Source organism: Thermocoleostomius sinensis A174, assembly GCF_026802175.1.
GTDB classification, from domain to species: domain Bacteria; phylum Cyanobacteriota; class Cyanobacteriia; order Elainellales; family Elainellaceae; genus Thermocoleostomius; species Thermocoleostomius sinensis.
Genome location: NZ_CP113797.1, coordinates 4,699,481 through 4,724,791, shown reverse-complemented (window position 1 = coordinate 4,724,791; position 25,311 = coordinate 4,699,481). Strand labels below are relative to the sequence as shown.

The following is a 25,311-nucleotide window of genomic DNA, read 5'->3' as shown; positions in this document are numbered from 1 at the left end:
AACTAAGCTAGTCATAAGGTCGAGACAGGTTCCGTCTTACCAGTTCAGCAATTGCGATCGCCAATGTGTCTGGTTCCAGTGGCTTCACTATGTGTTTTTGAAAGCCACACCTTAAAACACGTTGGCGATCTTCCTCAGTAGCGTAGGCTGTTAGAGCGATCGCAGGCACACGCCCGCCTTGTCTGGGATGTAAACTACGCACCTGTTGTATCAGCGTATAACCGTCCATGTCAGGCATTCCAATGTCGCACACTAGCACCATTGGCTGAAAGGAGGTTAGCTGCGCCAATACGTCTTCCCCAGAGGTCACCACTTTTGTCTCGGCTCCATATTGAGTCAACAACGTCACGAGTAATTCACGGGCATCTTCGCTATCATCAACCGCCAGCACCTTCATCCCGGTGAGGTCAATGTTGGTAGACAGAGATGGCTCTACAACCAGAGTCATCGAATCACGCCGGAGCAAGGGAAAGCGAACGGTAAAGGTTGCGCCCTGCCCTGCCCCTGGGCTATCTGCCGCGATCGTGCCGCCATGCGCATCTACCAAATACTTCACAATGGCTAGCCCCAAGCCCAGCCCGCCATACTGCCGAGTGATTGAGGTATCTTCTTGGCGAAACGATTCAAAAATGTGAGGCAAAAATTCACGACTAATGCCTTTACCAGTATCCGTTACGGTAATTTCGGCGTAAGAGGAAGGTGAGGAAGATTCTACTTCTCCATCTCCCACAACTTGCCGCAAACCAATTTCCACTCGTCCGCCAGAGGGCGTAAATTTAATGGCGTTGGATAACAAGTTCCAGACAATCTGCTGAAGGCGCACAGTATCGCCTCGGAGGTAGCCAACGTCTATTAATTCGGCGTGCAGCATAATGGACTTGGCCTCGGCGGCCGTTCTGACGACTTCCAGCGCCGCTTCAATGACAGGCACAAGATTCACGGCGGCTTCATTGAGGCTGAGCTTACCCCGCAAGACTCTAGCGACATCCAGCAGGTCATCAACCAATTGCGTTTGTAGTCTCACATTGCGCTCAATGGTGGATAAGGCTTGAGTAATTTTGTCCTGACCAAGACTTTTGGTTTGTAGCAGCCTAGACCACCCTAAAATGGGGTTGAGGGGCGATCGCAATTCGTGCGAAAGGATGGAGAGAAATTCGTCTTTGATGCGGTTGGCGCGTTCAGCTTCGGCTCGGGCCACCTGTTCTCGTGCTAGAAGGAGACTGCGTTCGGCTTCGGCTTGTCGCTGCTCAATCAGGTCGGCCGCCTGACGAGCCAGCAGATCTAAAAAGCGTAGCTGGCGATCGGTTGGGCGGTAATGACAGCGCCAGTGCGTTGAAACCATACCGATTGCTTTGCCCGATCGAGTAATCAGTGGGGTTGACTGGGCCGAGAGTAGTCCAGCCGTGAGATGAATGCGCAGCGAACCGTCTGGGTCGTCGCTTTCTGGCACATCGAAATTAACAAAGCTGCGGATGCCATTCCTTAAAGCAACACCACAAGACGTGCCTGAACTAGCAGCTACCCGACGAAAATGCTCATTCATCGCTTCAGTAGATCCTTGCGCCGCCAGCAGCACCAGTTCTTGGGTGGTTTCGTCGAAAACTTGCAGTGAGCCGGCCTCCGCTTCCATCAGTTCGATCGCCGCGGTCACGATTTCGTTGTGGAGCACCTGAATATCGGTTTCGCTGATCAGCCGTGTGGCCAAATCGTGCAGGAGCGTTGTGCATCTCAAGTCTGCTGCAACAGCTTGCTCGGCACGGGCACGTTCAACTGCTGCCCAAGTGCGATCGGCGGTTTCTACGGCTAGTTCTACTTCCAGATCTGTCCAGTCTCTTGGGGTGCGTTGAACCAAACAAAAGATGCCTACGGGTTTGCCATTTTTAATTACAGGCACATCAACAAAAGAAATCACCTGCAATTGGATGCAAAGCTGTCTAAGATCTTCGTCTAGCAGATCGGTTGTTTGCGCATCCTGAACAACAAAAGGACGACCTGCATCCACCACCGCTTGAAAAATGGCAAAGCTGCTCAGCGGATACGTTCCTGCCACCGACGGCAAATCTTCACGGGAAGCGTCACGTAAGATGATGGCATCACCGTCTTTAATTTCACAGTAGTAACACCGATCCGCTTCAAAGTAATTCATGGCGGTGTGAGTAACCGTTTGCTGAATGTCCACCGGATCAGCAAGTGACCGCAGTGCATCGCTGAGCTTCAGCAAAAAGGACTGCCGTTCTTCGCTCTTGCGCAAGGCTGCTTCGGCACGCTTGCGATCGGTGATGTTGTTGAAAACAACGATAATGTGATGTTTATCTTCATCAAGGCGCGACACCAGAATCTCGAACCAGTAGTCCAGGCTGCCAATGTACTGTTCAAAGCGAGTAGCTTCACCCGTTCGAGCTACCGTGCCTAAGGTTTGCAGCCAGTTCCCATTCAGCGGTTGATTCAGTTCACTGCCCCATTTGCCTGCGGCGTTAGTGAGTCCGGTCAAGGTCTCAAAGGCTGGATTCACCTGCAAAATCTTCCAGTCGATCGGTGTGTCAGGGGCGTCATAGAGCAGTTCGCAAAGAGCATAGCCTTCGTTAATTGAGGCAAACAGCAGGCGATATTTTTCTTCCGAGGCAGCTAGTGATACTTCGGCACGGGCACGTTCGAGCCGCGTCCAGATGCGGTTGGCGAGTTCGTGGGTCAATTCGATTTCATCGTCGCGCCAGTCATGGGGTTCGCTGTGGTAGATGACGAGCAGAAAACGCCACTCGCCATTGCGCACGAGCGGAATGCTGACGAAGGAACCGATATTTAGAGCCGCATACTGCTCGCTGTCAGTCATGGGGTCGTCAAATACGTTGCGGATGACGACGGCTGCGCCGGCACGACAACGTTGCAGAATTTCGGGTGTTACGAACTCCTCCATGCGATAGGTGCCAACCAGACTCGGTACGTCGCTGCGATGCCAACCGTGGTTGATGACCGCGATTTCAGCCGTCTCATTAAGTTCGGCAAAGGCGCATGCAGACAAACCGAGATGCGCGGCGATTTTCTCGCCCAGAGCATCCATGGTTTCGTCAATGCTCGTCAGATGCGCGAGGTCTTGACTAATTTCGGCTAAGAAAGCAAGATTGGCTTCGTGGCGTTTGCGATCGGTAATGTCGTCGAAGATGGTTGCAACCTGCCGACTGCCCACATCACCAAATCGTGAAGAGTAAGCCAGATACCACCGTCCCGTATCTTCGTTGTAGTTTTCGATGCGGATTGGTTCGCCTGTCTGCACCACGCTGTCATAAGCTTCGAGCCAGTGAGATTCTGTATTTGGGGCAATCTCGCTGCCCAATTTGCCAACCACATCTTTGAGCCCAGTTCGCTGCTCAAAGACTTGATTGACCGCTAAAAAGCGGTAATCGACTACATTGCCCGCTTGGTCATAGAGCAATTCAATTAGGTTGAAGCCTGCCTCGATCGAATCGACCAGCGTGCGATATTTTTCTTCCGACTCGCGCAGGGCAACTTCAGCGCGTTTGCGATCGGTGACATCATAGGAAACAGCAAGCACCGCATAAATTTCGCCATCTGGAGACCGCAGCGGGGTTCCCCGTGAAATGAATGAACGATTGTGGACATGATGCTCATGCTCAAACGGTTCACCCGCCAGCCCTTGGCGGTAAAGCTTTTCATAGCTAGTTGCTAATTCGGGTGGCAGCGCCTCGAAAATGGTGCGTCCAACGAAATCCTCAGGCTTAAATCCAGCCATTGACAGGGCTTCTCCCTCGGCTATCAAGTAGCGGAGATGGCGATCGACCACAAACACGGCTCCCCCCGGCAAATTTGCAATCAAAGCCTGCAACCGACCCTCCGATTGGCGTAAAGACTCAAGCACTGCCCGCTGATCGTGAACATCGGTTGCCGAACCAAACCAACATATGATCTGGTTGTGCCGATCGTGCTGCGGTTCGGCTCGAATTAAAAACCAGCGATACTTGCCCGCTGCACTGCGAATGCGGTGTTCTTGTTGTAGAGCATGCCCCTGTTCAACAGCCGCCTGAAAATTAGCCAAAGACTGAGTCCGATCGTCAGGATGAATGGCATCCAACCAGCCATAGCCACAGGCTTGCTCAAAGGTTTGCCCAGTGTAGTCGAGCCAGCGTTGGTTATACCAAAGCGTCACGCCTTGAGGATCATTACACCACAGTAGGTCAGGCACTATGTTCGCTATCATGCGAAAACTAGCAGCGCTTTCGATGTGTTGTAGCGCTGATGCTGATTGGGTTATAGGGATGTTCTCGGTTGTAGAAACGCCACCCAGGCTAATGGCGTTACGTAATGCTTGGCAAAGTTTGTCGGCGGTCAGTTGCTCCTTCACTAAGTAATTTACTGCTCCAGACTTGAGCGATCGGACTGCCATTTCAGCGTCATTGCCATTAATCACAATCATGGGCGGACAGCGATCGGCTAGTTGAGCATTCAGTTGAGCTAATATCTCAAAGCAGCGCCCATCTAAACTGTGGAAGTCCAGAAGAATGCTGTCGATGGGTCGGGACTGGCAAAGGGCTAGAATTTCGTCATCATAGCGCTTTGTCAAAACTCGATACGAGACCTCGGCATCTTGCGCCAGCAACTGTTGATAGATGTCGATGCTGTCATCTGTACTAGCAATCATTAGAATGGTGTGCTCAGGATCTGTCGTCGCAGGAGTCATAAGCTGGCTACCTGTGCTCCTTCTTATCTTCTTTTAGAGGCGTTCTTGCTTCCTCGCTGCAATGCTTTCATCAGGACTAATCAATTACCCCAGAGCGTTTTTCACTTGTTTTAGGGAGCAAATATCAAGAGCAACGGCAGGAATGCTAATCTTGAAACGATTAAATTAAGTATTATCTACTTTTGAGCGAATTCTACAGCTTTTATTGTGTTGAGATAAATCTATCTGTAGAAAGGTTTCCGATCAAATAGCGATACTTGCAATACCAATGCAATATCAATGCTTTGTCATGTTGCATAGAATTCACCCTACTGCCTGCGGCTTCTCTCTATGATAAGGAGGGGTTAGGGAGAACCTGATACACTGTGAATCTAATTTGGTAGACTGTGCAACTTAATGGAGAATAGACATAACATTTAATTTTTACATTTAATTTTTATATTTTTGTAGATTAAGAATTCACATAACTCCTGCTTGGACGCTGCATATTTTGCTGCATATTTTTAGGATCGAAGGGGTATAACAGTTAGAAAAATTGTCAGGGGAAGTGTGGTTTCAAGGTGCTACTTCTAGCAGAATTTCGCTTAATTTAATCTTCCAAGTCTATTTGTCTGCTATGAATCACCGTGGTACAAAAAACACAAAAAAGTAGAGTGGTTATTACGCACTCTACCTGTAGTGTAGACGAGAGTGTAGATGATCGAAGTCAGCCATCGATCGTGGCTACGAGAGCCTGGCTTCTTCCTTCACCAACGTATCCCAGCCCAAATCCTTGAGGGCATGATTACGACGCAGCGGCCGAGTCACCAATTCCAAAACATCGCGAGCATTAGTGAAGCCGTGAATTTGTGCAAAGGTAAACTCCACTGACCATTTTGTATTAATGCCCCGAGCTTCTAGCGGGTTGGCATGGGCCATTCCTGTAATCACCAAATCGGGCTGAAGCTGGTTAATGCGCTGAATTTGATTGTAGTTGTCGGGTTTTTCAACGATGGTTGGCAACGGTACGCCCATTTCTTGGCAAGTTTTTTCCAGCAGCGCTAATTCTGCCCCTTGATAACGCTTATCCATGTAGGGAATGCCAATTTCTGGAACTGTCATGCCGCAGCGAATCAAGAACCGCGCCAGCGAAATTTCCAGCAAATTGTCGCCCATGAAAAACACCGACTTGCCACGAATGAGGTTGACGTAATCTTCCAGTCCTGTCCAAATTTGCGCTTCCCGCTCTGCCAATCCTTTCGGCTCAATGCCAAACACCGAACAAATTTTCTCGATCCAGGCGCGAGTCCCATCGGGACCGATCGGAAACGGTGCACCAATTAACTTGCACTTGCGTCGTCGCATCAACGTTGTGGCAGTCCGCGACAGAAACGGATTGACACCACAGACATAGGAGCCTTCTTCCAGTACAGGCAGTTCCGTGAAACGCTTAGCAGGTAGCCACCCTGAAACTTTGATGCCTTGCTTCTTCAGTTCCAGCGTCAGATTGGTCACAACTGGATCGGGCAGCGATCCAAACAGCACCAACGGTGGATGATCCACATACTCCGATTCTTGCTCCACCATATCTTCTTTCTTGCGACCAAAGTTGAGCAGCTTCGAGATGGCATTGCGTTCTTCCTTTTCGGTTTCTGCTACGGGTGCTTGGCTAGGGCAGCGCTGTGCCATGGCTGCCAACACCGTGTCCTCGCCCTGCGTGAAAGCATAATCCAAGCCATTAGCTCTCGCTACCACGATCGGAATGCCAATTTCTGCCTCGAGTTTAGGAGCCAGTCCTTCCAAATCCATCTTGATAATTTCCGTGGTACATGTGCCAATCCAAACAATCACCGACGGATTGCGATCGCGCTTGATTTGTTCACACAGCCGCTTCAGTTCTTCATAGTCATTCAATTGCGCCGAAATATCGCCCTCTTCCAGTTCAGCCATCGCATAGCGCGGCTCAGCAAAAATCATGACACCCATGGCGTTTTGCAAGAAATAGCCGCAGGTTTTTGTGCCAATCACCAAAAAGAAACTGTCTTCAATTTTTTGGTAAAGCCAAGCGACACAGCTAATTGGGCAGAAGGTGTGATAGTTGCCAGTTTCACACTCAAAATTTAGGGCTTGGGGTTGGGTATCAGCTAGGGTCATATGAATGGGTTCCTCTCAAATAGAAGGCTCAAGGAGATAACGATTAGGTTCGATCGAACGAGCGAAGAACGACGTTCGTTTTAATCCTTTTATTCCTGATCTTTGAGCCCTAAATTAGTCATGACGAGTTCTCAGTAGCGATTTCTGTCGTCCTTCGCAAGCTTCATCAACAGCATTCACCTGTTCGCGTTTCGGTAGTTCTCCAGCCCCTAACTCAGCCGTATCCAGCACTGGTCTAACGATCGTTTCATTAGTCGATAATATGGTTGGGACTGTTTTAGAAGAACAATCATTAACTAGACCCTCATGTGGGTGATTAGCAGCGGTTTCCACCAATTCGATCGGCGCTTCAAACGGAGAAGTTGTCGATGAGATAGGACTGTTTGAGGGGGAATGCAATGCTGCCTCAGCAACCGTGTTGATTGGCTCTGGCGGTTTGACAGTTGTTGCTTTTGATGGTTCTGTAATCACTGATGATTCAACGATTGGAGGCTTTTGGGATCGAACGTCCTTCGGTGCGATCGATCGACGTGAGCCACTCGGCAGCATTTTGACTTGTCCATTCATGGTGGTGGATGGCGCACTGGTCTCTAATGTTTTCCACTCCTCATCCGGATTGAAGTTTAACCCCAGCGCAATCACAATCCGATCGGGATTGCTGCTGAGATCGACAATCAGAGGTAAAAGTTGGGTCAACTGAGGTTCTAGAACCGAGAGGGTGGCCAAAATAAAGCTAGACGATGGGCGTCGTTCGCCCTCACACGTCACCCAAACTCCTACCCGCGTTAACCAGTCGCGATTATCACGATAGTAGTTAAGCCACTGAATTTTTAGAGATTGCCGAAGCTGCTGAATGTTCACAATACACCTGAAAGTTTTAAGGGGTTGAAGGTTGAATTTTAAGGGCTGAAGACCCAAAACTCAACACGTAAACCTCATCAAACCATCATCAAATCTAGTTCTTCCTCAGCCGTGGGTTGGGGTTTGGTGGGATTGAGATAGAAATCAGACAAAAGGCTGAATAGTTCTCGATCTTGCGCATCATTAGGCACAACCCCTTCCGGACGTGCCAAGATCTGGTCAGCAATGTTGAGGTAATAATCGCAGACATAGTTGAGGGATGGATCGCTTTCAGCCATCTCAAACAACGTCTTGCCCTTAACGCGAGAAACGCGAATATCTTCAATCAGCGGCAGTACTTCCAACACTGGCATGGGTACAGATTCAACGTACTTGTTGATTAGATCGCGCTTAGCGGTACGGTTACCGATCAATCCAGCCAAACGCAGGGGATGGGTTCGGGCTTTCTCCCGCACCGACGCCGCAATCCGATTGGCAGCAAACAGAGCATCGAAGCCATTATCTGTAACGATCAAACAGTAGTCGGCATAGTTCAATGGAGCCGCAAAGCCACCGCACACCACGTCACCTAGCACATCAAACAGAATTACATCGTACTCATCAAAGGCATTGAGTTCTTTCAACAGCTTCACCGTTTCACCTACCACATAACCGCCACAGCCTGCACCGGCGGGTGGCCCCCCTGCTTCCACACAATCGACTCCACCATAGCCTTTGTAGATGACATCTTCGGGCCAAATGTCCTCATAGTGAAAGTTTTTCTCTTGGAGCGTGTCAATAATAGTAGGAATCAAAAAGCCTGTCAGGGTAAAGGTACTGTCGTGCTTGGGGTCACAACCGATTTGCAGCACCTTCTTTCCGCGTCGAGCCAAGGCAACGGAAATATTACAGCTTGTCGTCGATTTGCCGATTCCACCTTTGCCGTAAACTGCTAATTTCACGTTCTGTGTCTCCTAAGAATTTACTGTCAAACAATGAGCAACTAGTTAAACGGGTTCAAGTCAATTCCGTTCAACCGTTTTTATCTTTATAAGTTGTGGAACTGTTATGGAACTGTTCCGCTGTACGGTAATGCCCCTCAGCCTCAACCTCAAGCCTCGCGTTCTGACTGCATTATTGACGAATTTTGAATGAATTGGAAGCAGTGAGGAAAACGAACAGAGTAGAGAATTAGAGTATTTACGGCTCTAAAATTAATTAGTAGTTTCTGATGGCCTCAAAATCACTTTACGTTCTATAAAGCCAAAATGGAGGATTTTATAGTATTTATTTCAATAAATCAGAACAAAAGCAAAACAAATATGGGTGCATTTCTTTCGGCAAGCTGTGCCGATCGCCCCCTGAAATTGGATGAGATAACCACCCGTGAGGCACTCAGGCATCAACCAATCTGCCAAGAAGCCCTGAGAACTAGACTCGATCGATCGCTTTCGAGAGTGATTTCAACTTTTTTATTAAAAGTAATGAAGACTGAGGCAGCGATAAACTAAAAGCACGTTGCTCTCGCTAAACCTATGCAACTTCAGGAAAAACCACGGCAGGCTCAACCCGAAGCTCCAAAAGACGCACTCCACACGCCTGAACAGTATTTGGCGCTAGAGGAAATTGCGGAGACCAAGAGCGAATATCACGATGGACTGATTATTCCGATGACAGGTGGCACAACGAACCACAATCAAATTGCCGGAAACCTTTACGCTGCTCTAAATCTTGCCCTACGACGACAAGACTATCGGGTGTACATGGGCGATGTGCGGTTGTGGATTCCCCGCAAGCGCCGCTATGTTTACCCTGATGTCATGGTGATTGCTGGACGACCGGAATATCACAACAACCGCAGAGATACGATCGTCAATCCGCAGGTGATGATCGAAGTATTATCTGAATCAACCGAAGATTATGATTGGGGAAACAAATTTCGTTATTATCGATCGCTTCCCACGTTACAAGAATATGTTGTGATCGATCAAACCGAGATGTATGTGGGGCACTTCCACAAAACAGCCGATAAACAGTGGCAATTTAACGAATACGATGAAGCGAACGCGACGCTGACCCTCCACTCGTTTGAATTTGCGATCGGTTTTCCAGATATTTATGACAAAGTTGAGTTTGAGGTAGAGGCAGAAGCATAACCCTCCACTCATCTTCATATATTTAAAGACACCACTCATAAATTTGAAGGTGGACAATCGAAGATAATCGCGAACGTTTCATCTGGAATTTGCTGTCGAAGAAATCGTAAATGTCCTTCCGCGTCCGATCGTCGGTGAAATCGCCCAATTACCACTCGCTGCATGTTGGGTAATAGGCGCACGACAACCCAAGGAGTAATACGCTCCCGATATGTCATAATTCAGTTGTTCTCCATGCAAATGGAACATCGGCCAGTGCAGAGAAGTTGGTAGCTACGACGCACTGGCTTTGACTTATTAGCGATCTAACCGCCGATCGCAAAATTTATTCTACACCATCTATGACAAATGGCAATACCAATTGGCAATTCTGCAAAAGCTTCTTGCAAAACTTGAAGTATGGGTAGAGCGGGCAAAGCGCTAAGGCGTGTCCTAGAAACGTATGGGATTAGTCAGACTCAACTGGCGATCGAGATGAAGGTTCCTCCTTCCAATGTGAACCGATGGGTCAATGAAAGTCGCGATCCATCGGCTGAGGCTGTGGCGGAAATTAAGGATACACTTGAGCGGTTGAATCCGGCTGCGGCTGAAGAGTTTGTGATGTTATATCTTTATCGATCGAGCCAAAATAATTTTGATTAAAGCATTAAACGTGCGTATCTTCTAAAATTAATACACGCCTATCCAACTCCTGTCATAAGAGAGTTCAAATGGTACAGTCTCCATCTAAACCCATTACTCTGGAGGAGTTTCTGATGCTGCCAGAAACTAAGCCTGCCAATGAGTATATTGATGGGCAGATCATTCAAAAGCCAATGCCCCAGGGGAAGCACAGCACTATCCAAACTGAATGCTCTACCATTATCAACGTGATGCTTAAAGCTCGACAAATTGCACGAGCGTTTTCGGAACTGCGTTGTACATTTGGTGGGCGCTCAATTGTTCCAGATGTGTCTGTATTTACTTGGCAAAGAATTCCCCGTGACCAAAATGGCGAGGTTGCTAATACTTTTTCGATCGCTCCTGACTGGGCGATTGAAATCCTGTCGCCTGATCAAAGTCAAACAAAAGTCACCAAAAACATTCTGCATTGTCTGAATCATGGAACTCAGATGGGTTGGTTAATTGACCCTGATGAGCAAACTGTTTTTGTCTATCTTCCGAAGCAGCAACCAGGAGTGTTTGATCAACCAGAACAAATACTTCCAGTTCCCTCCTTTGCCAATGAGTTGAATTTGAGGGTAGGTTTGGTCTTTGGTTGGTTGCTAGAGTAAAACAGTAGATACGATACACTTGAGCGATTGAATCTAGTGGCGGCTGAAAAGTTGGTGAGGTTATGTCTTTATCGATCGATAAATCGTCTGACTAAGAGTCTGTCGAAAAAACTCTCGTAGGTAGGCATTGCTCACTCTGCCTAAAACTTCGAGAATCTTGAAAAACTTGCGAATTTTCCTATACTGTCCGGTTGTTTGCATGAATCCTTTGTACATTCTGTTTATGTGCATTAATGAGGAAGCAGAATGGGGTTCACTGAGGATATTACAAGACTGGCTGAACAAGTCCAAAAAAATGCCGACAGGGTTGTTGGAGAGCAAGCTACAAAAATGTCTTTAATTGCACCTTTCTTCAGTGCACTTGGCTACGATGTGTTTGATCCGTCCGAAGTTATTCCTGAATATGTGGCTGATTTTGCCACTAAAAAAGCAGGTCAATTTGAGAAAGTAGATTATGCAATAGCCATTAATGGAACTATTGTTATGATTGTTGAGGCTAAAGCCCGTGATAAAAAGCCAGAAGCACATGATGGGCAATTGAAAAAATATTTCAACGCACTTATATCCACAAAAGTTTCTATCGTTACTAATGGAGTCGAATATCGCTTCTTTACAGATCTTCGCCATGAAAATATCATGGACGATGAGCCTTTCTTTGCTTTTGATGTTCTTGATTACGATTCAAAAGACTTAGAAAATCTTAAATTCTTTCACAAAGACAATTTTGATATAAACCTTATTAAAGTTCATGCTGAAGAATTGGTTTATGTAAAAGGTTTGACCGAACTCGTAGGAAATTTATTGCGTTCTCCTTCAAAGGACTTTATGAGTTTCCTTCTCAAAGAACTTGGCAAGCTTTCTCCAAGTTATGAAATTGAAGGAAAAATCAACGACAGGAAAATTCAGCGATTTCAACCAATTATTAAAAAAGCAATTCAAATTAGCTTGGTTGACCTGATGACCCGTTCTATTAGTCAAGAAATAGGAAAATCAGGCGAAGAGCAAAATACCAATACATCAGATGAAATCATTGATGCTGTTGGTGAACAGGAAACGATGGTAGATGCGAAAGTAGAAACTACAGAAGAAGAGCTAGCAGCTTTTGAGAAAGTTAAAGAAATTGTGGCAGCCTCCAAAGATTATCATTTAGAGATTAAATACAAGGACGTTGTTTCTTATTTTGGTATTAACGTTGGAAAAGTAACTTGGTGGTTTTTAAGGCTGTATCTGTCTCAGAAGAAGAAAAGCTTTGTTACGCGGCTACCTATTGAAACAGTTAAATCTCTTGCCTCTGATTTTGAAGTTCAAGAAATGACGGCTTCTCTTGGTGATGCAACATCAAGAGTAATTATCTCTTCCATTGAGGATTTGGATAAACTTACTCCGCTTATTCTTAAATGTTATGAAGCAGAAGCTTCAAAACATATCTAAATAACTTCTTCAGCTATGAGGCTTTGTGAGAAGAATCACGAAAAGTTGCATCGCTTGATTTTCCCCATACTTTAGGTAATGGCGTGACCTAAGAAACAGGAACAGACGCCACATCTAAGGTTTCGCCATCTTTAAAGACTTCCAGCACATATCCCAGTTCTGGCTGAGTTTCATTACTAGGCAAACAATCTACCACAATACCTCGATCGCCCGCTTTCACCAAAATATTGGGAACATCTTGGTCTACAACTATCCATTGAAATAAATCTACAGTGGCCATTGTTTAACTCTCCTACGACCTATCAGGATAAAGAGTCACAAAACGGACTAAATTTGCTAAGTACACTCAACACTAAGGTTTTACGGAACATGACAAACCATCAAGAATGATTACAACAATTGCCCCTGCAAAACCCAATCAAATCTCCTCAAACCCAGACTAGAAGCTGATTTACACAATCGCTCATCTACCTATCCACCCATCCACCCATCCACTCCCCAGATCTCCCCATTTCTGCGACAATCGAAAAATAGCCTTATAACCTCAACCAACTCGATTGACCTCAACTCAATTAACCTCAAAGTCCAGGAAAGCCCCAGAGCAAGCCTAGAGCCAACTCAAGCCTCGCCGCACCCATCATCAAGGGAGATTTGACTCTATGAAATTGGCTTACTGGATGTATGCTGGTCCGGCGCACATTGGCACACTGCGCATCGCCAGTTCGTTTAAGAACGTTCATGCCATCATGCATGCCCCACTAGGGGACGATTATTTTAATGTCATGCGATCAATGCTGGAACGGGAGCGGGACTTCACGCCTGTCACTGCTAGCATTGTCGATCGCAACGTGTTGGCGCGTGGCTCGCAAGAAAAAGTTGTCGATAACATCACCCGCAAAGATCAGGAAGAACGACCAGATCTGATTGTTTTAACGCCTACTTGTACTTCCAGCATTTTGCAAGAAGATTTGCAGAACTTTGTCGATCGGGCCCAATTGGAGGCAAAGGGTGATGTACTGCTGGCGGATGTGAATCACTATCGTGTCAACGAGCTACAAGCGGCCGATCGCACCTTACAACAAATTGTGCAGTTTTACACGGAAAAAGCCCGCAAAAAAGGAGAACTACCGGACGGTAAAACGGCAACGCCCTCGGTGAATATCATCGGCGTGACAACCCTTGGCTTCCACAACCAGCACGATTGTATGGAATTGAAGAAGTTGATGCGAGATCTGGGTATTACAGTCAATGCGGTAATTCCAGAAGGTGCATCGGTACATGACCTGAAACATCTATCGCAGGCTTGGTTTAACTTAATTCCCTATCGGGAAATTGGGTTGTCAACGGCCAAATACCTGCATGAGCAATTCGGTACACCGTTTGTAGATATCACGCCGATTGGTGTTGTAGAAACAGCCCGTTGCATCCGCATGATTCAGAAATTGCTGAATGAGCAAGGCGCAACTGTAGATTATGAACCATTCATTGATGAACAAACTCGCTTCGTTTCACAAGCTGCTTGGTTCTCGCGATCGATTGATTGCCAGAACTTAACTGGAAAGAAAGCGGTAGTATTTGGAGATAATACCCATGCCGCTGCAATTACCAAAATATTGACGCGAGAAATGGGTATTCACGTCGTCCTGTCAGGAACCTACTGTAAATATGATGCGGAATGGTTTCGGGAACAAGTTAGTGAATATTGCGATGATGTGTTGATCAGCGATGATCACGGAGCCATTGCCGATGCGATCGCTCGTTTAGAACCAGCGGCGATTTTTGGCACGCAAATGGAACGCCACGTCGGTAAGCGGCTGAATATCCCCTGTGGCGTAATTGCGGCTCCGATTCACATTCAAAATTTCCCGATCGGCTACAGACCCTTCGTGGGCTACGAAGGCACGAATCAAGTCGTAGACTTAATCTACAACTCCTTCACGCTGGGCATGGAAGATCATCTACTGGAAATTTTCGGCGGTCACGACACGAAGGAAGTGATCACCAAAGGCGTTTCGGCGGAATCGGATCTCAACTGGACAAAGGAAGCCCAAGCGGAACTCAACAAAGTACCCGGCTTTGTGCGCGGTAAGGTAAAACGCAATACCGAGAAATTTGCTCGCGATCGAGGCTTGACAGAGATTTCGCTAGAAGTGATGTATGCGGCTAAAGAAGCCGTAGGTGCCTAGCTTAAACCGACGCTTACCCAAATCACCCAAGTAAAAGATTCCCCCTCCATGCAAGGGGGAACTTTTCAGCTATGAGCTAGACAGGAATGACGAAGGAGGTTAAACGTCATCAGGCACGGCGAGCCAATAACCCCCAAAGCCAAATGGCAATCAAGGCACCAATAATTGCCACAATCAGTCCGCCAATACTAAATCCAGCCGCTGTGATCGCTAGTTGCCCTGTTGTCAGGAGGGTGTAAAGCGAACCACCAATAAAGGCGCCAATGATACCCAGTAACATTGTGGCGAGAATGCCACCGCCTTGATTTCCAGGATAGATTGCTTTAGCGATTGCACCGGCCAGTAGTCCTAAGATGATCCAAGCAAGAATGTTCATAGGTCTTCTATCCAATAACTCTAATCTGTGAATAACGGTAATAATGTGTGAGGTGGAACGATGATAATTCAGTATTGTGACTATCTATCCTTTTGAGATTAGGTGTACTGTTTGGGAAGGTACTTCCCGACAACCCACCTTTCCAACAGTAATTAGCTGGGCAACTCAAGGACAGTCTTTGACTAATTGCTAAGCTACAGCGTATCGGACAAATGAAATTATTGATGTTCTTCCATATACCCGAATACTTTGATCGTATTTGATCGTAAAAGATTCAGTTCAGTTTTTTTATTATGTTTACATAATAAAACGAAACCAAACTATTGCTGATCCAATGCCCTATCTAGATTCCAGGCCGCACTAATTAAGGACAAATGCGTGAAAGCTTGCGGATAATTGCCTAACGCTTCGCCGCTTGGCCCAATTTCCTCACTGTAAAGCCCTAGATGATTAGCATAACTCAGCATCTTTTCAAACAGTAGACGAGCCTGCTTCAGTTGTTGGCGATCGACCCGTCCCGCCCGCGTCATGGCTTCTACCAACCAAAATGTGCAAATATTAAACGTGCCCTCTCCCCCCTGCAACCCGTCGGCAGCTTGTTCTACTTGATAGCGATAGACCTGCCCGCCAGACACCAAACCGCCCTGCTGAGGCGATCGGTTGATGGCGGCTAACGTTTTAAGCATGCGTGGATCATTGGGTGAGACAAAGAATACCAGTGGCATCAGTAAGCTGCTGGCATCCAGCGCAGCGCAATCGTAGGACTGGATAAAAGCATTGTGCGTTGCATTCCACCCCTTCTCCATAATTTCTTCGTAGATTTGGTTGCGCACCTCTATCCATTGCTGTCGTTCTGATGGGAAAGAACGTTTGTCGGCCAACCGTAATCCTCGATCGAGCGCCACCCAACACATCAATTTTGAGTATACAAATGGTCGGGCTTGGCTACGCACTTCCCAAATGCTGCGATCGGGTCTTTGCCAGTTGTTGCACAACCAATTCAATAAGCTGCGTAAATGTGTCCAGAGGTCATAGGAAATCGGAACCCCGTACTTGTTGTACAGGTATACCGAATCCATTAATTCTCCATAAATATCAAGCTGAAATTGACCATAGGCAGCGTTACCAAGGCGGACAGGTTGAGAACCTTGATAGCCTTCTAGGTGCGATAGCAAGGTTTCTTCACGAACAGGTTTTCCGTCAATACTGTAGACAATTTGTAGCGGGCCGTTTTCGTCACATTGCCCAGTGCTACAGTCGCGGCAACGTTGCTCGATCCAATTCATGAATTGCGCTGCTTCTTCAGTAAACCCGATTCGCAACAACGCATAGAGCGTAAAGGCCGCATCCCGAATCCAGGTATAACGATAATCCCAATTGCGTTCACCACCTACTTGTTCTGGCAAACTCGTCGTGGCGGCGGCAACAATTGCACCAGTTGGTTCAAATGTGAGCAATTTCAACACCAGCGCCGATCGTTCTACCATTTCTCGCCAACGCCCTCGATAGGTACATTGGGACAGCCAGCGGTGCCAATAGTTCACCGTACTCTCAAACAAATCGGTGGTTTCTAAAGCGCTTAACGGCAGTCCACAGGCTCCATCGTCGAGTTGACGTAAGACAAACGTGGCGATTTGGCCTTCGCTAAGACTGACTTCCGCACAGACGCCGCTGCCTTTTTGCTGCAACGGAATATCCGTCGCAAGTCCCAGTTTGAGATGATTGGAGTGAAACGCAGCACCTGATTCTGTTAACACCACATCATGAGCATCGCGAGCATAATTAAACGCAGGAAAACAGGCAACGTTGAAGGCCATGGTTCCCCGTTCCACCCGCACTTGCCGTACCAAGCCATGATAGTTGGGATCGCGAGTCGATACGATCGGCATGAAGTCTATCAATTCTCCAATGCCATCTGGGGTCAAGAAGCGGGTAATTAGAACATTTGTGCTTGGCCAGTACTGCTGCTTACAGGACAACTGATTGTGGTGCACCTCTGATAACAGGGGATGAATTTGAAACCGTCCGCCTTTGTGTTGATCCAAGATGGCAGCAAACACACTGGGAGAATCGTGATGGGGAAAGCAAAACCAGTCGATCGACCCGTTTAAGCCCACTAAAGCAGTGGTGTAGAGATTGCCAATAATGCCATAGTTCTCGATTGGCTGGTAACTCATAAAGGATCAGTGGGAAGAGAATCAGTGGGAAACAAAGAGGAAATCAAAAAATTGCAAACTAGGAATGACTGCTGGTACCATTGTCGCGCTTTGCTCGGTCTTGACGATCGTCTGAGACGGTAACGACTGGCAAGGCGGATTGCACATGCAGCGTCTGTTGAGGAACGCCAATATTGATGCCAGCTTTATCGAATGCCAATTTCAAGCGTCGGCGATATTCACGAGCTACATCCCATTGTTTCAATGGCTGAGTTTTAATCCAAATTCGGACTGTTGCACCGATGTGGTCTAGATTATCAACGCCTAGCAGCAGAGGCGGTTCTAGAATTATCGCTTTCCAGGTTGGATCATCTCTCATGTCTTGGGCGACGCGCTCAATGATTTCCAAAGCATAATTGATGTCAGCCGCTGGATCAACAGGAATTCGCAGATCAACCCGCGACCATTCTTTAGAAAGGTTTTGCACAACTGTAATTTGGCTATTGGGAATAGTAATTAACCCTCCTTCTTCGTTACGTAGTTGAGTAATTCGCAAATTCATCGTTTCAACAAACCCCGATACATTGCCAATAACAATCACATCTCCAACACCATACTGATCTTCCATCAAGATCAAAAATCCGTTGATCACGTCGCGCAGCAGGTTTTGAGACGCCAGTGAAAGAGCTAAACCGACAATACCAGCACCAGCAAGGAGGGGCGCTAAATCAATGCCAAAGCCGGATAGAGAGGAAAGTACTCCAATGCTGATCAGCAGAAAAGCAGCAATGCTTTTGATTACCTGCGAGAAAGTGGAAAACCGTAACACGAGCCGTTGTGATTGCATTGAGGCCAACGTGGCCCGCTCTTGCAAAGTTAGGCCGACGCGATCGATTAAGACATTGCTCAAGCGAATAGCTCCATAGGTCAGCAAAACCGCTAGAGCGATCCGAAATGGAATTTTCAACAGGGTCAGAGCTAAGGTTTGCAGAACGCGAGTATAGGGAAATAGCCCCAAGATCACAAAGCTACCGCCTCCCCACACTAAGATCTGTCCCAACTGGCACAACCAGCGCTGAAAATCAAGAAAACCCAGCTTTTGTTGTCGCGTAACCTTGTGGCGCAAGGCCGTAACTACCTGCTGTGACGAAGATGTATCTGCCAGGTCTTCAATAGAGACAGGTTGAACCTGTGTGGCCCGCTCTTTTCGCCGTCGTATTCGCCGTTGTATCAAGGCAAAGATCCAGCTTAAGACCAACATTATCAGCAAAATAACACCAGCAATTCTTAGCTGTTGTTGCAAATACTGTGGCTGTCGTTCCTCTTGATAGCGTTCCAAGGCGTCTTCGATCACTTGGCTGAGTTGTTCTGCTCGTACAGTGGGATCGGAAAGACCGCTTAACTGAGCGTCTTGACTAGTGACAGTAAACAACAGATCGCCGTTGACTTGGATAACTGGTTGATTTCCAGCTAACGCCCAGTCAACCGTCAGCGCCTCTGGATCGGCTGTATCGCTGGCTAATCGACTCAAGCGCTGTTCAATTTCAGCGGCTCGGATGTCTGCCGTAAAATTCTCGGTAGGAGCAACTCGGAACAGAACTCGGCCATCTAAATGAACAGGCGCAGAATTGATGTAGTTGCCAACGGGTAATAGAAACTCATTAACTTCTGGAAATTGCAACTGGTCAAACTCCAGGATGGTTGGCACTTCGACTGTGGAAGATTCGACTGGAGATTCTGGTGCTTGTCCGCGAGCGATGGGGGCGGAAACCAGGAGTATACTGCCAACAACGATCGCCCCTAGTATGACAAACGAACGCTTGATCGACTGCCAACTCCAGAAGGGTACTCGCCTACGCGATTGTAGTCTAGTCATCCTGACTCCTCATCCTGACTTCAAAGGTTCTGTCTGGTGCGGGGGCAAAATCCTACCAACGTTAGTCTGTTCGATCGACCAATCGACTCTGCCCTGGGAAATATTGTTAACTGATCAGGCAATCAATTGCAAAATCTAATCTAAGAATGAATAAAACTTTGCGCAAGCTTTTAATTAAATTTCAATTAATAAGTAGACAAACTTAAATCATGCAGTGCTCCACTCCTATGGCTCAACTCGATCTACTGCATTTGAAAGAGCTATCTAATCCTTCCATAGATAGAAGCAAACCATCTCTGATTCAAGTAAATTACTAGTATTAAATCCATTTAGGAGATTTAAATTATGAGCCTCGAAGAAAGAGCCAAAGCAACGGGCAAGAACATTGAAGGAAAAGCTCAGGAAGCTTGGGGTGAAGTGACGGGTGATCCAAAAGATAAAGCAGCCGGACAAGCCAAGCAAGTGGAAGGACAAGCTCGTCACGCTAAAGAAGACGTAAAAGACGACGTTAAAAAGGCTGTTGACTAAGTTCAGTTCTGATAGGTGTCAGAACTCTGCCATGAATCACATTCTCTAAATGCACTATTGCTCGTAGTCACTTTGAAACTTGATACGAGGTACTGCATTAGTTTGGCTGATTCTAAGCGTACTTAATCCTTAGTAAAGGCCGGGTAGTGGGCAATCTACCCGGTTTTTTGTTGGACTGGTTCGAGCGTGACAGCATAATTTGATATGGCAACAGCCATGCAAGGGATGATAGTGTACGACCCCAATCATCGGTTATTTTGTACTAGACAAAGATCTGGATAATCATAAGCAACTCATTCATCGCCATCATCATCAGCTTCCGTCGATACAATGCAATGATGATTGCTTGAACTATGATCTTGAGCAATGTCTGGATCTATTACAGAGTGAGGAAGTGAGATGGAATTCGAGGCAATGGCGGCCGAGGTGGCGATCGAACAAAACTTGGAACGGTTTCTTCTCGTTCTATCAGTTTCGTTAGGAGTAGCTACCCTACCGCAAATTTTTGGTTGGTTTCGCCGAATTCCCTACACGCTACTGTTGGTCATCGTAGGACTGGGGCTAGCCTTTGCGAACGTCCGCTTGATCAATCTCTTTCCAGGATTAATTCTCTTTATCTTCTTACCACCCCTGCTGTTTGAAGCGGCCTGGAACATCAAATGGTCAGATCTGAAGCGGGATCTCGTCCCGATTTGTCTCTATGCGATCGTTGGCGTAGTGATTTCTATTGCTGGTGTGGCGATCGGGCTAAATCAAATTCTGGGACTGACGTTACCAACAGCACTGCTGATTGGGGCCAGCCTCTCTGCCACAGATCCAGTATCGGTGACGGCGTTGTTTCGAGAATTGGGGGTAGATAAACGGCTTTCAATCCTGATGGAGGGCGAAAGCTTGTTCAATGATGGCATGGCGGTGGTGGCGTTCAGCTTTTTAGTGGCGTGGTCGCTGGGAACAAGCAAACTCGGGATTCAGCCCGTTGTCATCGAGCTAATTGTAGTGGTGGGAATTGGTCTTGGCATCGGTGGCTTAATTGGATTTGGCGTTTCTTACCTCACCCAACGCTTTGATTTGCCACTAGTGGAGCAATCTCTGACGCTGGTTTCGGCTTACGGCTGCTACATTATCACCGAGGAATTGGGAGGATCGGGCGTCATTGCGGTGGTAACAACTGGGTTAATCTTAGGGAATTTTGGCTCCCGCATTGGCATGAATCCCCGCACGCGCATCATTGTCAGCGAATTTTGGGAATTCATTGCGTTTTTTGTCAATTCGATCGTCTTTTTGCTAATTGGCGATCAGGTACAGTTTGCTGCCCTCAGAGAAAATCTTCTGACGATTGCCGTTACCGTCGTTGCCATGATTTTGATGCGGGCAGTCGCGATGTATGGATTAACCCTGATCAGCAATCGTATTACAGACTCTGATATTTCGATTCGGAAACAAACAGTACTCTGGTGGGGTGGGTTGCGCGGCTCTGTGTCGATCGCCCTGGCCCTAAGCCTTCCAGAAGTGTTATCAGAACGAGAAGAATTGATTGCAACAGTCTTTGGCGTCGTATTGTTCACATTATTGGTGCAGGGACTAACGATCCAGCCGTTGCTGAACTGGTTAAATCTTTTGGGCGATCAACCGATTCGTCAAGCCTATTCGGAGTTGATTGCCCGGCGAGCCGCTCTAAGCCGGGTACTGGAATATCTAGGAACATTGGAAGGACGCCCGGAAATTGATTCTGAATTTTATGGTTTGCAAAAATCCCTTGTTAAAGGAGAACTGGAGCGGATAGAGTTCGATATCGATCAGTTGATGGATGAACATCCCAATTTGCGCAGCTTCACCGCCGAACAATTGCGATCGGAGTTACTAGCCATTGAAGCGGACACCTATGCAGAATTCGTGCGCGCCGGGCGCTTGAACCATGAACTGTCTCCGATGCTTCAGGTGGCGTTTGAAGAGGGGGGTGAATAACGCTATGCTTGCATCATCCCTTTGACATTAAAAAATGTTAAATTTTGAAAGGAAGTGGTTGAGTGAATTAAGTTATTGGAAATCATGCGTTCAATCCAGCGTCTATTGGGAGTGATTGCAATTGTACTTGTCGTGGTGTTGAGTTGGCCGTCATCAGTGCAGGCAGCCAGTTCTGCGGCAATTCGCGCCTATGATGATGTGAAGGCCGCAACTAAAGACTTTTCTGGTCAGACCCTGCTGCAAGCTGAATTTAGCAATGCCAAACTTGCTAACGCCAACTTCAGCAACGCCAACTTGCGAGGGGCGGTCTTTAATGGTGTGCTATTAACCAACGCTAATTTTCACGCAGCCGACCTCAGTGACAGCATTGCTTACTTAAGTGACTTGTCTGGAGCCGATCTCAGCGATGCCATCCTAACTTCAGCCATGCTGTTAAAGTCCAGATTTCGCGGTGCGAATGTCACAGGGGCCGACTTCAGCGATGCCTTGCTCGATCGCGACCAAGTGTTGGCCTTGTGCCAGACAGCCAGCGGCGTTAATCCACTGACTGGAGTGGATACCCGCGACTCATTGGGCTGTCGCTAAATATCTATAGACTGCATCAATTTTTGCTTGTAATTAGCGAACTTTGTAAAGCATTTTTCAGCCACTGAAACATTGAGTCTCAGAGTAGATGTAAAATCTCCTGAAACCCTCCCAAATCTTCACCCTTATGGAGGGCGCTCGGGAGTTTCTTTCATTTCACACTAGAGGAGCTAGCTAGTGTATTGATGTAAAAGTTATGGGCGTTCCGGTCAAATCCTCTCAATCTTTGCGTTCCTATTATGAATGCTCCGTTTCAGAGGTTGTCCAGGCTATTAACAGTCATCCTGATCAAGGCTTAACGGCTGCCGAAGCCGCTCAGCGACTTGACCAATTTGGCTTCAATGAATTGGCATCAAAACCAGGAAAGCCAGCATGGTTGCGGTTTCTGCTGCAATTTAATCAGCCGCTCCTTTATATTTTGCTTATTGCTGGAGCCATTAAGGCCTTCTTAGGCTCTTGGACTAACGCGATCGTGATCTGGGGCGTCACGGTGATCAATGCCATCATTGGCTTTATTCAGGAATCGAAGGCAGAGGGAGCAATCGCAGCGTTGGCTAAAGCGGTTTCTACTGAAACAACGGTAGTACGCGATGGACAAAAACTGCGGCTACCATCTCGCGAATTGGTTCCTGGTGATCTGGTGCTGTTGACATCCGGCGATAAAGTTCCAGCCGATTTACGATTGGTTAGCGTGCGCAACTTACAAGTAGATGAATCGGCCTTAACCGGGGAGTCGGTACCTGTTGAAAAGCAAGATCGTCCCGTACCCGAAGGAACACCATTGGCAGAGCGTGTCAATATGGCCTACGCGGGCAGCTTTGTCACCTTTGGACAAGGTAGTGGATTGGTGGTGGCAACTGGCAGTGCTACGGAAGTCGGGCAAATTTCCCAATCGATCGAACAGCGCACCAACCTCAGTACACCGTTGACCCGCAAGTTCGATAAATTTAGCCGCACATTGCTGTATGTCATTTTGGCTTTAGCTACTGTTACCTTTGCGGTGGGGGTTAGTCAGGGACAATCCTTGGCAGGCATGTTTGAAGCGGCCGTTGCGTTGGCTGTGAGCGCCATTCCAGAAGGGTTGCCGGCGGTGGTGACAGTCACCTTGGCGATCGGGGTCAATCGTATGGCTCGGCGTCACGCTATTGTGCGCAAATTGCCGGCGGTGGAAACGTTGGGTAGCGCGACTGTAATTTGTTCCGATAAAACTGGCACGTTGACAGAAAACCAGATGACGGTGCAAGCCATCTATGCTGGCGATCGGGTGTACACAGTCAGTGGAGAAGGCTATAGTCCTGACGGCGAGATTCGGGTCGATCAGCAGCCGATTGATCTGGCTCATGCCCCCGTGCTAGAGGAATGCCTAATTGCGGGGCTGCTTTGTAATGATTCCCACTTGGAAACCACCGATGGGCGCTGGACAGTGGTGGGCGATCCAACGGAGGGAGCGTTAATTACCGCAGCGCGGAAAGCTGGACTTGATCCGGTTTCTGTATCCCAATCTCAGCCCCGACTTGACTCGATTCCCTTCGAGTCGGAGTTTCAATATATGGCCACTCTACACGAACTAATGCGCTCAGGTTCCGATCGAGCGTCTACTGCCCAAGTGATTTATGTTAAAGGCTCAGTGGAGTCCATTCTGCAACGCTGTCAGCAGATGTTAGACAATCAAGGCACGCCAGTTCCAATGCAGCAAGCGCGGATAGAGGCTGAGGTGGAAGCTATGGCAAATCAAGGCTTGCGGGTTCTCGCCTTTGCCAAGAAACCCGTTACAGCCAGTGAATTCTCTCGAAAGCCGTCGTTGCAACATGAAGATATTGCGGATGGGCTGATTTTTTTGGGGCTACAGGGCATGATTGATCCACCCCGGGCAGAAGCGATCGCGGCAGTAAAAGCCTGCCGGTCGGCGGGAATTCAGGTGAAAATGATCACGGGCGATCATGTTTCCACAGCCCGCGCTATTGCTGAACGTATGGGGTTAGAGAAACAGGGACAAGTCCTGGCCTTTTCAGGACAGGATCTAGCGCAGATGGACGATCGTAACTTAGCCCAAGCGATCGAAGATGGAGTGGTATTTGCCAGAGTCGCCCCTGCTCAAAAATTGCGCTTGGTTGAGGCGTTGCAGTCGAAGGGCGAAATTGTGGCTATGACCGGGGACGGTGTCAACGATGCTCCAGCATTGAAACAAGCCGACATTGGTGTCGCGATGGGTGGGGCTGGTACAGATGTGGCAAAAGAAGCCGCAGATATGCTGCTCACGAATGATAACTTTGCCTCAATTGAGGCAGCGGTGGAAGAGGGGCGAACCGTTTATCGCAACTTGCGGAAAGCGATCGCCTTTATTTTGCCTGTGAATGGGGGCGAATCGATGACGATTTTAATCAGCGCTCTGTTAGCTAGAGACCTACCCATTCTGTCACTGCAAGTACTGTGGCTAAATATGGTGAACTCCGTCACCATGACAGTGCCGCTGGCGTTTGAGCCCAAATCTAGCCGAGTCATGCAACGGCCACCCCGCCACCCCAATGAACCGTTGCTATCGGGTAAGCTACTACAGCGCATTCTGGCGGTCTCTGCCTTTAACTGGGTCTTGATTTTTGGTATGTTTGAATGGATTCGTCAGACTACCGGGGATCTGGCGCTTGCTCGCACGATGGCCATTCAGGCACTGGTGGCGGCCCGAGTGGTGTATTTGCTCAGTATCAGTCAGCTAGGGCGATCGATTGTGTCGCGGCTAGTTGGCCGGGGCCAGGGCATGAAGGATATGACAGCGATGGTGCTTGGTCTTGCCGGCACGATCGCGTTGCAGATTGTGTTTAGCCAGTGGAACCTGATGAACATTCTCTTCAGTACGGCACCTCTAACGTGGAATCAATGGTTAATCTGCTTGATTCCCGCTTTGCCAATGATTGTGGTCGCAACCGCCGTGAACTATCTTGATCCGCCGGACTAAGGGAATTGACGAGGCAATCAGGAAGTCACAATACTCTTCGTTTGTCCATCACTTTTGAATCACATTCATTTTCTACAGTAACAAGAACTTAGCTATCGCAGTCGCCTAGGTTTTGTCTGCGGGCTGTTTTACACCCGGAGTTTATTTGGGAGAAACCAT

Annotated in this window: 18 protein-coding genes; 9 read left to right on the top strand and 9 right to left on the bottom strand. The window is 47.6% G+C overall.

Annotated elements, in window-relative coordinates; genetic code table 11:
* Positions 1 to 7 precede the first annotated feature (7 nt).
* The 4 genes from OXH18_RS20360 to bchL form a co-directional block, all read right to left on the bottom strand.
* A complete protein-coding gene (locus tag OXH18_RS20360; protein WP_268609297.1) occupies positions 8 to 4,693 on the bottom strand; it encodes a GAF domain-containing protein in 4,686 nt (1,561 codons plus the stop codon).
* 723 nt (positions 4,694 to 5,416) lie between these two features.
* Positions 5,417 to 6,826 carry a ferredoxin:protochlorophyllide reductase (ATP-dependent) subunit N gene (locus OXH18_RS20355; protein WP_268609296.1) on the bottom strand — a complete coding sequence of 470 codons (1,410 nt, stop codon included), beginning with the start codon at positions 6,824 to 6,826 and terminating at the stop codon, positions 5,417 to 5,419.
* A gap of 114 nt (positions 6,827 to 6,940) precedes the next feature.
* On the bottom strand, positions 6,941 to 7,687 hold the full coding sequence (locus tag OXH18_RS20350) for a DUF5331 domain-containing protein (RefSeq protein ID WP_268609295.1): 747 nt from the start codon (positions 7,685 to 7,687) through the stop codon (positions 6,941 to 6,943).
* Between the two features lie 77 nt (positions 7,688 to 7,764).
* The gene (gene bchL, locus OXH18_RS20345) at positions 7,765 to 8,628 is read right to left on the bottom strand and encodes a ferredoxin:protochlorophyllide reductase (ATP-dependent) iron-sulfur ATP-binding protein (RefSeq protein ID WP_268609294.1); all 864 of its coding nucleotides are present in this window, start codon (positions 8,626 to 8,628) and stop codon (positions 7,765 to 7,767) included.
* A gap of 573 nt (positions 8,629 to 9,201) precedes the next feature.
* Between bchL and OXH18_RS20340 the strand changes: the two genes are divergently transcribed.
* The gene (locus OXH18_RS20340; RefSeq protein ID WP_268609293.1) at positions 9,202 to 9,822 is read left to right on the top strand and encodes a Uma2 family endonuclease; all 621 of its coding nucleotides are present in this window, start codon (positions 9,202 to 9,204) and stop codon (positions 9,820 to 9,822) included.
* 35 nt (positions 9,823 to 9,857) lie between these two features.
* Here the strand turns inward: OXH18_RS20340 and OXH18_RS20335 are convergent, their stop codons facing one another.
* On the bottom strand, positions 9,858 to 10,040 hold the full coding sequence (locus OXH18_RS20335) for a hypothetical protein (RefSeq protein ID WP_268609292.1): 183 nt from the start codon (positions 10,038 to 10,040) through the stop codon (positions 9,858 to 9,860).
* A 181-nt stretch (positions 10,041 to 10,221) separates the two neighbouring features.
* Between OXH18_RS20335 and OXH18_RS20330 the strand changes: the two genes are divergently transcribed.
* The 3 genes from OXH18_RS20330 (at position 10,222) to OXH18_RS20320 (ending at position 12,527) form a co-directional block, all read left to right on the top strand.
* Positions 10,222 to 10,464: a helix-turn-helix domain-containing protein gene (locus OXH18_RS20330; RefSeq protein ID WP_268609291.1), complete on the top strand. Its 243-nt coding sequence runs from the start codon at positions 10,222 to 10,224 to the stop codon at positions 10,462 to 10,464.
* A gap of 68 nt (positions 10,465 to 10,532) precedes the next feature.
* Positions 10,533 to 11,096 carry a Uma2 family endonuclease gene (locus tag OXH18_RS20325; RefSeq protein WP_268609290.1) on the top strand — a complete coding sequence of 188 codons (564 nt, stop codon included), beginning with the start codon at positions 10,533 to 10,535 and terminating at the stop codon, positions 11,094 to 11,096.
* Between the two features lie 246 nt (positions 11,097 to 11,342).
* Positions 11,343 to 12,527 (top strand): type I restriction endonuclease, encoded by a 1,185-nt coding sequence (locus OXH18_RS20320; protein ID WP_268609289.1) that lies wholly within the window; start codon positions 11,343 to 11,345, stop codon positions 12,525 to 12,527.
* An 88-nt stretch (positions 12,528 to 12,615) separates the two neighbouring features.
* Here the strand turns inward: OXH18_RS20320 and OXH18_RS20315 are convergent, their stop codons facing one another.
* Positions 12,616 to 12,807, bottom strand: coding sequence for a hypothetical protein (locus OXH18_RS20315; protein WP_268609288.1), 192 nt, complete (start codon positions 12,805 to 12,807; stop codon positions 12,616 to 12,618).
* Between the two features lie 379 nt (positions 12,808 to 13,186).
* On the opposite strand from OXH18_RS20315, the gene bchB reads away from it, so the two are divergent.
* Positions 13,187 to 14,713, top strand: coding sequence for a ferredoxin:protochlorophyllide reductase (ATP-dependent) subunit B (gene bchB / locus OXH18_RS20310; RefSeq protein WP_268609287.1), 1,527 nt, complete (start codon positions 13,187 to 13,189; stop codon positions 14,711 to 14,713).
* A 109-nt stretch (positions 14,714 to 14,822) separates the two neighbouring features.
* Here bchB and OXH18_RS20305 read toward each other — a convergent pair whose 3' ends face one another.
* From OXH18_RS20305 to OXH18_RS20295, 3 genes are all read right to left on the bottom strand, one after another.
* Positions 14,823 to 15,089 carry a GlsB/YeaQ/YmgE family stress response membrane protein gene (locus tag OXH18_RS20305; RefSeq protein ID WP_268609286.1) on the bottom strand — a complete coding sequence of 89 codons (267 nt, stop codon included), beginning with the start codon at positions 15,087 to 15,089 and terminating at the stop codon, positions 14,823 to 14,825.
* 320 nt (positions 15,090 to 15,409) lie between these two features.
* Positions 15,410 to 17,266, bottom strand: a complete 1,857-nt coding sequence (locus tag OXH18_RS20300) for a glycoside hydrolase family 15 protein (RefSeq protein WP_268609285.1) — start codon at positions 17,264 to 17,266, stop codon at positions 15,410 to 15,412.
* Between the two features lie 58 nt (positions 17,267 to 17,324).
* The gene (locus OXH18_RS20295) at positions 17,325 to 19,121 is read right to left on the bottom strand and encodes a mechanosensitive ion channel family protein (RefSeq protein WP_268609284.1); all 1,797 of its coding nucleotides are present in this window, start codon (positions 19,119 to 19,121) and stop codon (positions 17,325 to 17,327) included.
* A 345-nt stretch (positions 19,122 to 19,466) separates the two neighbouring features.
* Here OXH18_RS20295 and OXH18_RS20290 point away from each other — a divergent pair, with 345 nt between their 5' ends.
* The 4 genes from OXH18_RS20290 (at position 19,467) to OXH18_RS20275 (ending at position 25,152) form a co-directional block, all read left to right on the top strand.
* The gene (locus OXH18_RS20290) at positions 19,467 to 19,649 is read left to right on the top strand and encodes a CsbD family protein (RefSeq protein WP_268609283.1); all 183 of its coding nucleotides are present in this window, start codon (positions 19,467 to 19,469) and stop codon (positions 19,647 to 19,649) included.
* 399 nt (positions 19,650 to 20,048) lie between these two features.
* Positions 20,049 to 21,614: a Na+/H+ antiporter gene (locus OXH18_RS20285; protein ID WP_268609282.1), complete on the top strand. Its 1,566-nt coding sequence runs from the start codon at positions 20,049 to 20,051 to the stop codon at positions 21,612 to 21,614.
* A gap of 84 nt (positions 21,615 to 21,698) precedes the next feature.
* Positions 21,699 to 22,199, top strand: a complete 501-nt coding sequence (locus tag OXH18_RS20280; protein WP_268609281.1) for a pentapeptide repeat-containing protein — start codon at positions 21,699 to 21,701, stop codon at positions 22,197 to 22,199.
* A gap of 196 nt (positions 22,200 to 22,395) precedes the next feature.
* Positions 22,396 to 25,152: a cation-transporting P-type ATPase gene (locus OXH18_RS20275; RefSeq protein WP_268609280.1), complete on the top strand. Its 2,757-nt coding sequence runs from the start codon at positions 22,396 to 22,398 to the stop codon at positions 25,150 to 25,152.
* Positions 25,153 to 25,311 lie beyond the last annotated feature (159 nt).